We start from the raw sequence: 14,078 nt of genomic DNA, 5'->3' as shown, positions 1-14,078 counted from the left end.
TGGGCCCCGCCGGGCCCACCCCCTGCGCGTTCCTCGGCTCAGGCGACGTCGAGCGCGGTGTCGTCCAGGACGAACGAGGTCTGGTACTTGGAGCCCTCGGTGCCGGTGAACTTCAGGGTGACGGTCTGCCCGGCGTAGCCGCTGAGGTCGAAGCTGCGCTGGGTGTAGCCGGAGGCGGCGTCCAGGTTCGAGTACGTCGCCAGGGTGCCGAGGACCGTGCCGGAGCCGTTGAGCACCTGGGCCTTGAGGGTGTCGTAGGCGGTGGCGGCGGTCTCGGCCGTGTCGACGTGCAGATAGAAGCTCAGCTTGGCCGAGGTGCAGCCGGCCGGGATCGTCACCGTCTGGGAGAGCGTGTCGGTGGTGGCGGTGCCGTAGCCGTCGAGCCAGGCGTAGTACGAGCCCGAACGCGGCGACTCGCTGGTGGAGTTGGTGATGACGCCGCTGGACGCGCTCCAGGCGGTGTTGCCGGACTCGAAGCCGTTGTTGCCCAGGAGCTGGCCCGCGGTGCAGGTGCCACCGCCGCCCGTGCCACCGCCGCCCGTGCCGCCACCGCCGGTGCCACCGCCGCTGGTGCCGCCGGCCCCGGCCAGCCACGCGGTGGCGTTGAGGGCGAGGGGCGCGTTGGTGGCGCCGGAGTCGTTCCAGCCGTCGTACAGGGTGTTGCCGGGGCTGCCGGTGCCGTCGTCGATCGGGGAGCTGTCACCCCAGAAGGCGACGCGGCCGCTGCCGAAGGTGCTGGTCAGGAAGAACGCCCCGGTGTTGCCCGAGTAACCGCTGCGGTAGACCAGGCCCTTGACGGAGGAGTTGTCGGCGGGCTTGAGGGTGGCGGTCGTCCCGTCGGCGATCAGGCTCTTGGTGACCTTGCCGAAGGAGCCGTTCAGCACCGGGTCGGTGCTGTCGCTGATGGCGGCCGGGTAGCCGGAGCTGATGTCGAGGGCGTCGATCGAGAAGCCGAACGGGTCGGAGGAGTCGACGCTGTTGTTCGTCATCAGATCGTTGAGGATCTTGACCGCGTCGGCGCCGTCGTTGTTGCGGTCGGCGCCGGTGTGGTCGGAGATCATGAACAGGCCGCCGCCGTTCTTCACGAAGTTCATGATCGCCGTCTTCTCGGCGGCCGTGAACAGCGTGTTGGGCTCCGGCAGGACCAGGGTGTCGAAGTTGGACAGGTCCAGCGCGGACGAGCCGCCGTAGCTCAGGCTCTGGCCGGACGGCAGCGTCTTCAGGCTGTAGCCGCCGGTCTTCTGCAATGCCACGCCCCAGGAGGACAGGGCTCCGGTCCAGTCCGTCTCGGCCGACGGAGAGGGGTTCTGGGCGAGCGGGTCGGGCTGACTGGTGGAGATGACCCAGTCGGCGTTGCCGGCCGTCTCGGCGTGGGCGTTGTCGAACAGGACGCGATGGGTGGTCGCGGTCGCCGCCCGGGCGGGGGTGCTCGCACCGGCCTGGACGGCGGCTCCGGTCAGGAGCAGGCCGAAGCCGGCGAGCGCGGTGGTGAGTCTGCGTCGGGATCTCCTGGATCCGAGCATCCGGCGAACCTCCGTTGTGGGGTGTGGGGAAGAGGAGTTGCGGCGCGAATCTGCGCGCGTAGAACGGGGTTCGAGGGTTCTACACGCGTCGACGGCTTGAAAGGTACATGGCATGAAGCGGCGGTGAACAGAAAGTCCAGGCAATAAACCGGCCCGGCGTGGCCGCGCCCCCAGCGGGCACCTTCACCAGCGAGGGGTATGCCGTTCGGAGGGGTAAAGATGGAGATATCAGGCCTCATCAGCGCCATTGTCATCGGGTTGATCATCGGTGTGCTGGGCCGGCTCGTCGTGCCGGGGCGGCAGCACATCGGGATTCTGTGGACCATCGTCGTCGGCATCGTGGCCGCGCTGGTGGGCTCGGCGATCGCCGCCGGGATCGGGGTCGCGGACACCAGGGGGCCGGACTGGATCGAGTGGCTCATCCAGATCGCCCTGGCGGCGGTGGGGGTGAGCGCACTCGACCGGGCGCGCCGCTGACCGCCGTCAGCGGCCGGGCTGTTCGTACAGGTACGGCGTCGTGGTGGTGAGCGCGAGGAAGCCGAGGCGTTCCAGGACGGGGCGGCTCATGGGCGAGGCGTCGACCTGGAGGTAGCGGCGGCCGTGGGCGGCGGCGACGCGGGCACGGTGGGCGACGAGGGCGCGGTACAGGCCCCGCCCCCGCCAGGCCTCGACGGTGCCACCGCCCCACAGCCCGGCGAACGGGGTGCCGGGGACGAGTTCCAGCCGGGCGGCGCTGACGGGTTCGTCGCCGGCCAGCGCGACGACGGCGGCCGCCGTGCCGGGGTCGGCGGCCAGCCGGTCGAGCAGGTGGTGGCGCAGGGCGCTGCCGTCGGTGCCGAAGGCCCGCTCGTGCACGGCCACGGCGAGGTCCACCCCGGCCGCGTCGGTGGCCTCCACCAGCCGTACCCCGTCGGGGAGGCCGGTGAACAGGTCGAGCCGTTCGATCTCGCCGATCATCAGTGTCTCGGTCGGCTCGGCCCGGAACCCGGCCGCGGTCAGCCGGGCGCCGAGGTCGCCGGGCCGGTCGTGGCCGTGGAGCTTCCACTCGAAGTCGTGGCCGAGGGCGGTGAAGCGGGCGATCTGCTCCCGGATCGCCTCGTCCGCGCCCCTCTCGTCGAGGGCGGACCAGAGCACTCCGTTCCAGCCGTGCGCCGCGATCTGCCGTACCACCCGCCCGGCCCGCTCGACGCGGGCGCCGGGACCGTCGGGTGCGGCGTGCTCGCGCAGGGCCCGGTCGTACAGGGCGAGGATCTCGTCTCTCTCCATGGCGGCCCACTCGATCACGCGGGAGTGGGTGCGGCAACGGAATTGCGCGTCAGCCCAGTTCGAGGGTGGTCACGCCGAACACCCGTTCCTGGGCGTGGGGGCGGACGGGGCCGGTGTACATGCGGGCCGTCTCGAAGGACGGGGCGAGGCCGGCCGCTTCGGCGAGGGCGATGCCGTCGGCGTTGGGCTCGGGGACGTCGACGGCGAGTTCGCGGCCGGCGGCCTCGGCCGTCAGCGCGGTGAACAGGGCGCGGGCGTCCTCGGCGGTGTCCGCGAGGAGCGGGCCGACGCGCAGGGCGTCGTGGCCGTGGCGGATGACGCCGTAGCCGGTGAGGCGGCCGCCGTCGTGGCGGACGAAGGCGCGGTGGCCGGGGGCGGTGAGCCACTCGGCGAGGAAGCGGGGCCGGTCGGCCGGATGGCAGGCGGCGTCATAGGCGGTGATCGCGGCGAGGTCGGCGGGGCCGGCCGGCCGGACTCCGGCGGGCACGGCGGCCTCGGGCGCGGTGCCGGTGTACCGGATGGTGCGGTAGGCGAACCGGAAGCCGGACTGGCGGTAGTTGTCCTGCTGGGCGACGACTCCGTCCAGGCCCACCGTACGGTTCCCGGCGTGGGCCAGGGCGGTCTTCCAGGTGGTGAGGCCGTGGCCCTGGCCGCGCAGGTCGGGGCGGACGAGGTAGCAGCCGAGGAAGGCGTAGTCCGCGCCGTAGTTGACGACGGAGACGGCCGAGACCGGCTCCCCGTCGATCCGGCCGAGGAAGAAGCCCTCGGGGTCCTGAGCGAAGAACGCGGGCCCGTCGGACAGCCCGGGGTTCCAGCCCTCCGCAGCCGCCCACCCGCTGATCACCGGCCAGTCGGCGGGGCCGGCCTGGGTGACGACGAGGTCCTGGGGGGCGGAAGAGGTCATCGGTGCGCTCCGTTCCGTCGGGGCTGACTGCCGTGGTCCGTACGGCCCTTCGGCGGACCGTCCGGAGCATCCTCCCGGATCGGCGGCGCCCACGCCACGGCAGGATCGGCCGACAGCGCGCGCCACAGAGGGCGGGACGTCGCGAGGACGAACAGCGCGAAGAGGGTGATGGGGAGCAGGCCCACGGGCCGCAGCAGCCGCGACCAGTCGGCGCACAGCCAGGACCAGTTGACGAACCAGTTGGCGAACGCGTCCGCCGCCATGACGGCAACCGCCAGCGGCACTCCCACCGGACGAGCGCCCAGCACCAGGACGGCGACCAGCGGGTCGAGGACGATCAGCGCGACGAAGAACACCTGGGCCGGGAGCGCGTAGGAGGAGTAGGCGTGCAGGCCGCGCTGTGCCAGGTCGGCGGCGTGCGTGCCGGTGCCCTCCAGGAATCCGGCGGCGTGGACGAGGAGGAGCGCACGCGTGCGTGGTGACAGCGTTCGCCATCGTCGTCGTATGCCGTCCGTCACCCGGTCACTCTACTGCCCGCCCCGGTAGGGGAGTTCGGTGTCGCCGTGAGGCTCCACCGGGCCGGCGTCCGGTCGGTGGCGGACGGTGGGGGCCCGGTGGCCGGTGGAGGCCTGGGACGTGGTGGGGGGTCAGCGGCCGCGGGCCGGACGGCAGCGGCGGTAGAGGATCGTGCCCGTGAGCAGGAGCGCCGCGCTCGCGGCCGCCGCGGGGGCGGTTAGGTCCGCGCCGGTGTGGGCCAGCGTGCCGGCCGCCGGCTCCGGTGCGGGGCGCGGGGCGTGCGGCGCCGGCCGGGCCGGGTGGTGCCGGACGGGGGCCGGCGGCTCGGGCGTGGGCGTGACCGGGTGCCGCGGAATCTCGCCGCCGCCGTTCACGGAGGTGTTGCCCATGGCCGGGTTGAGCAGTCCCACCACGTCGACGCTGTTGCCGCTGACGTTGACGGGCAGATCGACGGGCAGCTGGACGCCGTTGCCGGAGATCACCCCCGGGGAATGCGCGGCGCCGCCGTGGGCCACGGCCCCGCCGGAGGTGCCCGCTCCGCCACCGGTGCCGCCCGCGTCGTTGGCGCACCTGTTGCCCATGGCCGGGTTGAGCAGTCCCACGACGTCGACCGTGTTGCCGCACACGTTCACCGGGACGTCCACCGGCAGCTGGATGCCGTTGCCGGAGATCAGTCCGGGCGAGCCGGCCGCGACGCCGTCGGCGCTCGCGCCGTCGGCCGCGAACGCGGCGGACACCGGCCACGCCAGCGCCATCGCGCCGGAGGCGGCGACGGTGACGATCACACCGTTTCGGGTAGCCCGTCTCATTGGTTCCCTGCCTTCCAGACATGTTCGCGGGTACTCACCCGCACCACCTAAAACGCGGCGGAACCAGCCGAGTTATGGCTCAACGGTCTTTCACCCCATCGAGTGGCATGAACGTCGAACTGCCGGTAAAGCCGACAATGATCGACAAAGGGGTCCCGGCCGGCGCGGGAGCATACGGCACCGCACGGCGTTCCGCCCGTCCGGAGGCGGGCCGCCCGGGGCCCACTTATGGTGAGCGAGAGGGCGCCGTCCCGGTCCGCTGCGGGCGCCCCGGGAGGCTATCGATGCTGGCCAAGCTGTGCACGCGGTCCGCCGTGCGGCGCTGTGCGGGTACCGGAGTCCTCGCCCTGGCGCTGCTCGGCTCCGCCCTGCCCGCGACCGCGGCGCCGGTCCGCCCCGACCTCACCCGGTTCTACCGGCAGACGGTGGTCTGGGGCGCCTGCGCGGGCCCGGACATGCCGAAGGACCTCCAGTGCGGGAAGGTGACGGTCCCGCTCGACTACGCCCGGCCCGCCGCCGGCACGCTCGACATCGCGCTGGCCCGCTACCGCGCCACGGGCGCCTCGCACCATTCCGTGGTGCTGAACTTCGGCGGCCCCGGCGGCGCGGGCATCAACGAACTGGCGTACGACGGCAAGCAGTTCATGGATCTGACCAACGGCTACGACGTGGTCACCTTCGACCCCCGCGGGGTCGGCCGCTCCTCCCCCGTCAGCTGCGGCGACGAGGACCAGGCGGCGGGCGTCACCGGCGCCGACGCCGACCTCGCCCACCCCCAGGCACTGCTGCGGCAGTTGCGGCGGGCCGCCGTCGCGTGCGCGCGCAGTTCCGGTGCGGTGCTGCCGTACATAGGGACCGTGAACGCCTCCCGGGACCTGGACGTCATCCGGCAGGCCCTCGGCGAGAAGAAGCTCAACTACCTGGGCTTCTCCTACGGGACGCGGCTGGGCGCGGTCTACGCGGCGCAGTTCCCGCACCAGGTCGGCCGGATGGCCCTGGACGGCGTGGACACCTTGACCGAGTCGCTCGCGGAGCAGGGGATCGCGGGCGCGCAGGGGCAGCAGGCGGCGCTGGACGACTTCCTGGACTGGTGCGTGGGGAGCGCCGGCTGCCCGTTCGGGCGGGACCGGCGCGCGGCCGGCGACGAGGTGGTCCGGCTGGTGCGCTCGCTGGACCGGCGCCCGGTCACCACGGAGGGCGGCGACCCCTTCTCCGGCCAGGACCTGGTGGCCGCGCTGGTGCAGGGCCTGTACAGCAGGACCTCGTGGCCGACGCTGGAGCGGGCGCTGACCTCGGTGACACGGGACGGCGACCCCCGGGGCATCCTGGCCTTCGCCACACCCGGCGCGGGCCTGACGAAGGGCGCGGGCCGCCGGGCACCGGCCGGCGCCGGTCTGGCCGACCCCCAGGACGTGCCGCCCGACAATCTGCGGGCCGCGCTGATGGCGATCAACTGCGCGGACGACCCCGACCGGCCCGGTGCCGCGCGGATCGCCGGGGACCTCAGGCGGCTCGGCGCCGAGTACGACCAGGCGTCCCCGGTCTTCGGCCGCTACCGGCTCACCCAGCTGCTGATGTGCTACGGCCGCCCCAGGGGCACCGACTTCATCCGCGAGCGGGTGAAGGACGTGGACACGGCGCGGATGCTGCTCGTGGGCACCCGCGGCGACCCGGCGACGCCGTACCCGTGGACGGTGGAGACCGCCCGGCGGCTCGGCCCGTCGGCCGTGGTGCTCGACAACAAGGGTGACGGCCACACCGGATACGGCTCCTCGGTGTGTGTGCACCGCAGGGTCGACGACTTCCTGCTCTACGGCTCCCTGCCCGCGAACGGCAGTTCCTGCCCGGCGGACGGGAAGGAGTGGAGCGCCATCCCGGGCCGCACCGGCTGAACCGTACCGACCGAACGCACCGACCCATGACGGGAGCGGCCGCCGCCCGGCGGCCGTGACCGCGACGGAGGGACACCATCATGCGCATCCGCGCCGCCATCGCCGTACCCACCGCCTCGGCCGCCGCGGCGGCCCTGCTGCTGACCGCGCCGCCGGCCCACGCGGCCACCGCGAGCCCGCGACCTCTGCCCTGTGTCCAGGGCGCGCTGAAGCTGCGGGCGAGCACCGTGCCGGGCCGGCCGACCGTGGTGCGCGTCAGCGCCACCAACGTCGGCGGGCGTGCCTGTGCCGTCGACCGGGTGCCACTGGTGACCTTCGGCGGCCTGGACGGGGCGGCGCTGCCGCTGCCGGCCGGCGGCACGGGGCGGCTGCGGCTGGCGGCGGGCGAGACCGTCCACGCCGACGTGCGCACCATCGTGCGCACGTCCGATCCGCAGGCCCGCCGGGCGCGGTCGGTCACCGTCGGTGACTGGGCGGGCCGCTGGGGCCGCGTCTTCGGCCCGGCCCGGCTCGGCACCGGCGCCCAGGTGTCGGTCTGGGAGCCGGTGACGACGTGGTGGCAGCCGTCGGCGGCGGCCGCGGACCGGGCGCTGGGGCTCAGCCGAGGATGAGCTCCGGCTGGTAGATGTCCAGCCACTGCGCGAGGTCCAGGGTCCGTTCCAGGCCGCGCCGGGCGGCCTGGCTGCTGACCGGGGCCTCGCGTTCGGCGGCCTTCTTCAGCCGGTCCCGGTCCACCAGGTCGAAGATCCGGTGCGAGGGCCGGGCGAGCAGGTCCTTGGCCTGGTCCTGGAGGGCGCGCGCGTACTGCGGGTCCTGGGTGGACGGGTAGGGGCTCTTGACCCGGTCGTACACCGACTGCGGCAGGACGTCCTTGCTGGCCTCGCGCAGCAGGCTCTTCTCGCGGCCGTCGAAGGACTTCAGGGCCCAGGGGGTGTTGAACACGTACTCGACCAGGCGGTGGTCGCAGAACGGCACCCGCACCTCCAGGCCGGTCCGCATGCTCATCCGGTCCTTGCGGTCGAGGAGTATGCGCACGAAGCGGGTCAGGTGCAGGTGGCAGATCTGCCGCATGCGGTACTCGAAGTCGCTCTCGCCCGCGAGCCGTTCGATGGCGGAGACGGCGGTGCGGTAGCCGTCGGCTATGTATCCCTCCAGGTCCAGGGACTTGCCCACGTCGGCGCGGAGCATGTCGGAGTCGTCGCCGAAGTGGCGGCCGAAGCGCACCAGCCAGGGGAAGGTGTCGGCGCGGCGGGCGTCCTCGTCGAAGAACTGGAGGTAGCCGCCGAAGACCTCGTCGGCGGACTCGCCGGACAGGGCCACCGTGGACTTCTGCCGGATGGCGCGGAACAGGAGCAGCAGCGAGGCGTCCATGTCGCCGAAGCCGGCCGGCAGGTCGCGGGCGCGGATGACCTGCTCGCGCACGGCGGGGTCGGCGAGGGCCTGCGCGTCGAGGACGATGTCCTGGTGGTCGGTGCCGGCCAGCCGGGCCACGTCGTGCACGAAGGGGGTGTCCGGGGTGCCGCGCAGTTCGTCGGCGACGAAGTTCTCGGCCTGCCCGACGAAGTCGACGGCGAAGCTGCGGACCTTCTCGCCCTGGTCGGCCAGTTGCCGGGCGGCGAGGGCGGTCATCGCGGAGGAGTCGAGGCCGCCGGAGAGCAGGGTGCAGCGGGGCACGTCGGCGACGAGCTGGCGGCGCACGATGTCGTCGAGGAGTGTGCGCACGGTGGCGATGGTGGTGTCCCGGTCGTCCTCGTGCGGGCGGGTCTCCAGGCGCCAGTAGACGCGGGTGGACAGTCCGGAGCGGTCGACGGTGACGACCGTGCCGGGCTCCACCTCGCGCATGCCGTCCCAGACGGCGTGTCCCGGGGTCTTGATCAGCACGAGCAGTTCCCGCAGGCCGTCGAGGGTGACGCGGGGGCGGACCAGCGGGTTGGCGAGGATCGCCTTGGGCTCGGAGCCGAACAGCACGCCGTCGGGGGTCCGGTAGTAGTAGAACGGCTTGATGCCCATGCGGTCACGGATCATCACGAGCTTGTCGCGGCGGCCGTCCCAGATGGCGAACGCGTACATGCCGTTGAGGCGTTCGGCGAGCGCGTCACCCCATTCGACGTAGGCGTGCAGGACCACCTCGGTGTCGGAGTCGGTGGTGAACCGGTGGCCGCGGTCCGTCAGTTCCCGGCGCAGCTCGGTGAAGTTGTAGGTCTCCCCGGAGTAGACCAGCGCGACGGTGCCCTCGGGGGTGTCGAGGGACATCGGCTGCCGCCCGCCGGGCAGGTCGATGATGGCGAGCCGGCGGTGACCCAGGGCGGCGGGGCCTTCGGCCCAGACGCCGCGGTCGTCCGGGCCGCGGCAGGCCATCGTCTCGGTCATCGCATGCAATGTGGTGGCCTCGGCGGTCAGGTCGCGGTCGAAGGAAACCCATCCGGTGATGCCGCACATGCGCTACCTCCTGCCTCCGGTCGGCCTCCGGCACCCCGCTCACCTGTGCTTTCGCGGTGGCCGGGGCCGGCCGGCGAACCAGTTGTATCGAGCACCTATATAACGAGCGTCCGTCAGCCGCCGCCGTCGGTCAACGTGGCCGTAACACGGCCGGGAGTGCCCGGCCGATGATTTCAGCCGCTTTTTGCCTCCGCGAAATGCGGAAACGGCCGTGCCGTCGCGCCGGAGCCGACAGGAACCGGCCAGAGGCAAAAAATTCCCCAAGTATGCATTCGCTCTCGGATTCGCGATCAGAAACCATCCCGGCACCTCCAGGGACCGGCCACCGCGCCGCCGACCGTCGCGGGCGACGATGTCAGAAGTCCCGAATACCCCGAATGCCGTACATGTGAATCGGCCCTATGGTGCTGTCATGGAGCACGCACTGAGTCCCGCAACCCTTGCCGAACTTCGGCGTCCGCGGCCCTATCCGGCGGTGTCCGTGCTGACCCCGACGCACCGCCGGGGCGCCGGGAGCGACCAGGACCCCGTCCGGCTGCGCAATGTGCTGGCCGAGGCCAGGAAGCGCCTGGAGGCCGATCCGTCCGTGACCCGCGAGCGGCGCGCCGACGTCGACGCCCAGCTCGACCGCGCGCTCGCCGAGGTGGACCTCACCCATGCCGAGGACGGCCTGGTGATCTTCGCGGCGCCGGGCGAGCACCAGGTCTGGTCGCTGGCCCGCAGCGTCCCCGAGCGCGTGGTGCTCGCGGACACCTTCCTCACCCGCAATCTGGTCGCCGCCCAGGTGTCCGAGCGGCCCTTCTGGGTGCTGTCGGTCTCGGCCGACCAGGTCACCCTGTGGAGCGGCGGCGTGGACCGGGTGGTGGAGGTCCACACCGGGGGCTTCCCACTGGTCCGCAGCCGGGAGAACTTCGACGCCGAGCGGCAGGAACGCATCGGCGACCTGCCGAGCACCTTCCGCGACGAGGGCACCCGCCAGTTCCTGCGCGAGGTGGACACCGCGATGGCCGCGGTCCTGCGCGAGCAGCCGCGCCGGCTCTACGTCACCGGGGAACGGGCGGCGCTCTCCTTCCTGGACGAGGTGGGCAGCGTGGCCAAGGACGCCGTGCACGTGGCGCACGGCGGGCTCGCCCACTCCAGTCCTGACGCCGTGTGGCAGGCCATCCGGCCGGTCCTGGAGGAGGAGGCCGCGAAGGACACCGACAGCGTGGTCCGGGAACTGACCTCCGCGCGCGGCCACCGCACCTTCGCGGCCGGGCTGGACGAGCTGTGGCAGAGCGCCCGGGAGGGCCGGGTGCGGCTGCTCGCCGTGGAGGAGGGCTTCCGCGCGGTGGTCCGCGACGACGGCGAGCACCTGGTGCCTGCCGAGCCCGGCGACCTGGACGCCCGCGACGACATCGTGGACGAGATCGTGGAGCAGTGCCTGGAGACCGGCGCCGAGGTCCGCTTCGTGCCCGACGGCACGCTGGGCGAGGAGGACGGGATCGCGGGGGTGCTGCGGTTCTGACCCCGCCGGACCTGGGCTTGAGGGCGCGCTCCCCCCGCGACGTACGCTACGCGTGATCGTCGAGGCGAGGGAGCGCGCGCATGGGTGAGCTGCTGGGTGTGGCGGTGCTGGGGGCCGGGCACATGGGGGCCGATCACATACGGCGCCTGGACCGGGTGGTCAGCGGCGCCCGGGTCGCCGCCGTCGCCGACCCCGACGCCGGGCGGGCCGAGGCGGCCGTGGCGGGGCTGGCCGGCGTGACCGTGCACACCGATCCCGAGGCCGCACTCGACGCGCCCGGCGTGGACGCCGTGCTGATCGCCTCCCCCGGCCCGGCGCACGAGGCCGCGCTGCTCGGCGCGTTCGCGCGGAACCTGCCCGTGCTGTGCGAGAAGCCCATGGTGCCGGACTCGGCCGGTGCGCTGCGCGTCGTGGAGGCGGAGGCCCGGCTCGGGCGGCGGCTCGCGCAGATCGGGTTCATGCGCCGGTACGACGCCGAGTACCGGCGGCTGAAGGCGCTGCTGGACGGGGGCACGCTCGGCCGGCCGCTGCTGCTGCACTGCGTCCACCGCAATGTCTCCTCGCCGCCCGGGTTCACCAGCGCCCAGCTGATCAACAGCTCGGTCTCGCACGAGATCGACGCGGCCCGCTGGCTGCTCGGCGAGGAACTGACCGCGGTGACCGTGCGCCGCCCGGTGTCCTCGAAGGGCGCCCCGGAGGGACTGATCGATCCGCAGTTCGTGCTGTTCGAGACCGAGCGGGGCGCCCTGGTCGACGTCGAGGTCTTCGTCAACTGCGGCTTCGGCTACCAGGTGCGCTGCGAGGCGGTGTGCGAGGCGGGCGCCGCGCGGATCGGCGAGGACCGCTCCATGCTGGTCACCGCGGCCGCGAGCGCCCGCCGGGAGGTGGCGCGGGACTATCTCGTCCGCTTCGCCGACGCCTACGACCGCGAGGTGCAGGACTGGGTCGACGCCACCCGGGCCGGACGGGTCACCGGGCCCGGCGCCTGGGACGGCTACGCCGCCTCCGTCGTCGCGGAGGCGGGGGTCCGGGCGCTGGAGACCGGCGACCGGGTGGCCGTCGAGCTGGCGCCGCGCCCGGACCTGTACGCCTCGGTCAGCCGCTGACGCCGGGGCCGCCGGTCTCCAGGTGTCCGGTGAACCGGCGCGACCAGGTCGGGTCCGAGTCGACGGTCACCGTGAAGTCGTACCAGCCGCCCGAGTACGCGACGGCGTTGAAGAAGTCCTCCGCCGAGGCTCCGGCGGCGACGGTGTAGGTCCAGGGGCCGTCGCCGCGGTAGTGGCCGGAGGTGATGGTGAACGTCACCGGCGCGCCGCCCGAGTTGGCCATCCGGAAGTAGACGGCGAGCTTCCCCGTGCCCGGCTCGACCGCGTAACGGGTGCTCACCTCGGCGGACTTGCCCGCCTTGGTGGCGTCGCCCCGGAAGCGGCGCAGGAAACGGTTGGGGCCGATCATGGTCAGGTCGTACTTGCCGTCGCCGTAGCCGGAGCCGATGTTGAAGTAGTCCGAGGCGGTGCCGCCCGCGTCGACCGTGTACTGCCAGGGCGTGGTGTCGCGGTAGGCGTTGGGGTGGATGGAGAAGTGGGCCGCGCGGGTGGCGGGGGCGCCCTGGTTGGTCATCACGAACCAGGCGAGGATCTTGCCGCCCGCGCCGAACTCCAGCCGGTCCAGGTACCCGCCCGGCTGGTACGGCAGCGCGCGGGCCGGCCGGGTGCCGGGCTCCTGGGCGGGCAGGGCGTTGTCGGTGGGCACCGGGTTGGGCAGCGAGGTGCAGTTGCCGATGCCGATGACGCTGGTCGCGGGCAGGGACACCGGGCCGTTCACCGGGTGGGCGAAGTCGAACACGCCGGTGAGGTCGCCGCTCACCTTGCGCCGCCAGTCGCTGATGTTGGGGCAGGTCGCGGGCGTGCCGAGGGCGGCCGTCCAGGTCTCCAGGAAGCGCAGCACCGAGGTGTGTTCGAAGACCTCCGAGGAGACCCAGCCGCCGCGCGTCCAGGGCGATACGACGATCATCGGGACCCGGAAGCCGAAGCCGTACGGCACCCCGTTCAGGAACTCGCCGGCCGTGCCGGCGGGCGGGGACGGCGGGGGCACGTGGTCGAAGTAGCCGTCGTTCTCGTCGTAGTTGAGGAACAGGACGGTGGAGTCGAAGACGGCCTCGTCGGCGGCGAGGGCCTGGTAGACGAGGTTGACGAAGTGGGCGCCGTCGCCGGGCGGGGCGTAGGGGTGCTCGGAGAAGGCCTGGTTGGCCACCACCCAGGAGACCTGCGGCAGGGTGCCCGCCAGCACGTCGGCCCTGATGGCGGCGGCGATGTCGTCCGGGGTGGAGCCGGTCGCCTTCGGCACGGAGGACATGCCCCGGTCGTACAGCGGGTCGCCCGGCCGCGCGCCCGTGAACCTGCTGAAGTACGCGCAGGCGTTGTCGCCGTAGTTGTCCGAGGCGTTCTGGTAGACCTTCCAGCTGACCCCGGCGGCCTGGAGCGACTCGGCGTAGGTCTGCCAGGTCAGGCCGGACTCGTCGCCGCCGTCGTTGCTGGAGGAGTCGACCTTGCCGCTCCACAGGTAGGTGCGGTTGGGCCCGGTGGCGCTCAGGGTGGAGCAGAAATAGGCGTCGCAGATGGTGTAGTTGTCGGCGAGCGCGTAGTGGAAGGGGATGTCCGAGCGGTCCAGGCAGCCGAGCGAGCGGACGTTGCCCACGCCCGCGACCCAGTTGTCCAGGCGGCCCTTGTTCCACGCGGAGTGCTGCGAGGACCAGGAGTGCGGCAGGTCGCCGTTGCACTGGGCGAGGGTCTCGCCGTCCTGGCCGGCCACCGGCGGGGTGGCGCTGAGCTTCCACGGGTACTGACGGGTCGACAGGTTCGGCTGGTTGAAGACCGAGTAGCCGCCGCCGAGGGTGATGCCGCTGCGGTCGTCGAAGCCGCGCACGCCCTTCAGGCGGCCGAAGTAGTGGTCGAAACTGCGGTTCTCCTGCATGAGGATCACCACGTGCCTGACGTCCTTGATCGTGCCGGTCGCCGTGGTGGCGGCCGCCGCTGCCGGGCGCGCGGTGGCGCCCAGCGCCACCCCCGCCGCCACGGAAGCGCCCAGCCCCACGAATCCCCTACGGCTGATCGGTGTCATTCGCCCGCCCTCGGTCACGGGAGTGCCCCAGCGGCACACCGCGGGCCAGGGTGCCCGCCCGGGTCGGCGGGGTCCATACCCGGGGCGTGAGGCGAAGGTGAA

The 14,078-nt window shown here is 72.9% G+C and carries 12 protein-coding genes; 5 read left to right on the top strand and 7 right to left on the bottom strand.

All coding sequences use genetic code 11. The features are described from left to right. Positions 1-38 precede the first annotated feature (38 nt). On the bottom strand, positions 39-1,523 hold the full coding sequence (locus tag FRZ03_RS36105; protein ID WP_146469286.1) for a M6 family metallopeptidase: 1,485 nt from the start codon (positions 1,521-1,523) through the stop codon (positions 39-41). Between the two features lie 219 nt (positions 1,524-1,742). Here FRZ03_RS36105 and FRZ03_RS36100 point away from each other — a divergent pair, with 219 nt between their 5' ends. Next, the gene (locus FRZ03_RS36100) at positions 1,743-2,000 is read left to right on the top strand and encodes a GlsB/YeaQ/YmgE family stress response membrane protein (RefSeq protein WP_146469285.1); all 258 of its coding nucleotides are present in this window, start codon (positions 1,743-1,745) and stop codon (positions 1,998-2,000) included. A 6-nt stretch (positions 2,001-2,006) separates the two neighbouring features. Here FRZ03_RS36100 and FRZ03_RS36095 read toward each other — a convergent pair whose 3' ends face one another. The 4 genes from FRZ03_RS36095 to FRZ03_RS41085 all read right to left on the bottom strand — a co-directional run bounded on the left by FRZ03_RS36095 (position 2,007) and on the right by FRZ03_RS41085 (position 5,018). Further along, positions 2,007-2,789, bottom strand: coding sequence for a GNAT family N-acetyltransferase (locus FRZ03_RS36095; RefSeq protein ID WP_146469365.1), 783 nt, complete (start codon positions 2,787-2,789; stop codon positions 2,007-2,009). Positions 2,790-2,838: 49 nt separating this feature from the next. Then, entirely contained in the window at positions 2,839-3,693 is an 855-nt protein-coding gene (locus FRZ03_RS36090) for a GNAT family N-acetyltransferase (protein ID WP_146469284.1), read from the bottom strand. Further along, a complete protein-coding gene (locus FRZ03_RS36085; RefSeq protein WP_186785804.1) occupies positions 3,690-4,211 on the bottom strand; it encodes a hypothetical protein in 522 nt (173 codons plus the stop codon). The genes FRZ03_RS36090 and FRZ03_RS36085 overlap by 4 nt, the downstream gene beginning before the upstream one ends. 129 nt (positions 4,212-4,340) lie before the next feature. Continuing rightward, on the bottom strand, positions 4,341-5,018 hold the full coding sequence (locus FRZ03_RS41085) for a chaplin (protein ID WP_146469283.1): 678 nt from the start codon (positions 5,016-5,018) through the stop codon (positions 4,341-4,343). A 284-nt stretch (positions 5,019-5,302) separates the two neighbouring features. Between FRZ03_RS41085 and FRZ03_RS36075 the strand changes: the two genes are divergently transcribed. Together FRZ03_RS36075 and FRZ03_RS36070 are read left to right on the top strand one after the other, a co-directional pair. After that, on the top strand, positions 5,303-6,910 hold the full coding sequence (locus FRZ03_RS36075) for an alpha/beta hydrolase (RefSeq protein ID WP_146469282.1): 1,608 nt from the start codon (positions 5,303-5,305) through the stop codon (positions 6,908-6,910). 80 nt (positions 6,911-6,990) lie between these two features. Continuing rightward, a complete protein-coding gene (locus tag FRZ03_RS36070; RefSeq protein WP_146469281.1) occupies positions 6,991-7,521 on the top strand; it encodes a DUF4232 domain-containing protein in 531 nt (176 codons plus the stop codon). On the opposite strand, the gene asnB is transcribed toward FRZ03_RS36070, so the two are convergent. Continuing rightward, the gene (gene asnB / locus FRZ03_RS36065; RefSeq protein ID WP_146469280.1) at positions 7,508-9,349 is read right to left on the bottom strand and encodes an asparagine synthase (glutamine-hydrolyzing); all 1,842 of its coding nucleotides are present in this window, start codon (positions 9,347-9,349) and stop codon (positions 7,508-7,510) included. The genes FRZ03_RS36070 and asnB overlap by 14 nt on opposite strands. 412 nt (positions 9,350-9,761) lie before the next feature. On the opposite strand from asnB, the gene FRZ03_RS36060 reads away from it, so the two are divergent. Next, the gene (locus tag FRZ03_RS36060; protein WP_146469279.1) at positions 9,762-10,856 is read left to right on the top strand and encodes a baeRF3 domain-containing protein; all 1,095 of its coding nucleotides are present in this window, start codon (positions 9,762-9,764) and stop codon (positions 10,854-10,856) included. Between the two features lie 80 nt (positions 10,857-10,936). Beyond that, positions 10,937-11,962 (top strand): Gfo/Idh/MocA family protein, encoded by a 1,026-nt coding sequence (locus tag FRZ03_RS36055; protein WP_146469278.1) that lies wholly within the window; start codon positions 10,937-10,939, stop codon positions 11,960-11,962. On the opposite strand, the gene FRZ03_RS36050 is transcribed toward FRZ03_RS36055, so the two are convergent. Then, positions 11,952-13,976 carry a phosphocholine-specific phospholipase C gene (locus FRZ03_RS36050; protein ID WP_146469277.1) on the bottom strand — a complete coding sequence of 675 codons (2,025 nt, stop codon included), beginning with the start codon at positions 13,974-13,976 and terminating at the stop codon, positions 11,952-11,954. The genes FRZ03_RS36055 and FRZ03_RS36050 overlap by 11 nt on opposite strands. Between the last annotated feature and the right edge of the window lie 102 nt (positions 13,977-14,078).

Source organism: Streptomyces misionensis, from assembly GCF_007896895.1.
In the GTDB taxonomy this organism is placed as follows: Bacteria; Actinomycetota; Actinomycetes; order Streptomycetales; family Streptomycetaceae; genus Streptomyces; species Streptomyces misionensis_A.
Note: the sequence above shows the minus strand (reverse complement) of the source record. Positions and strands in the feature narration are given on the sequence as shown.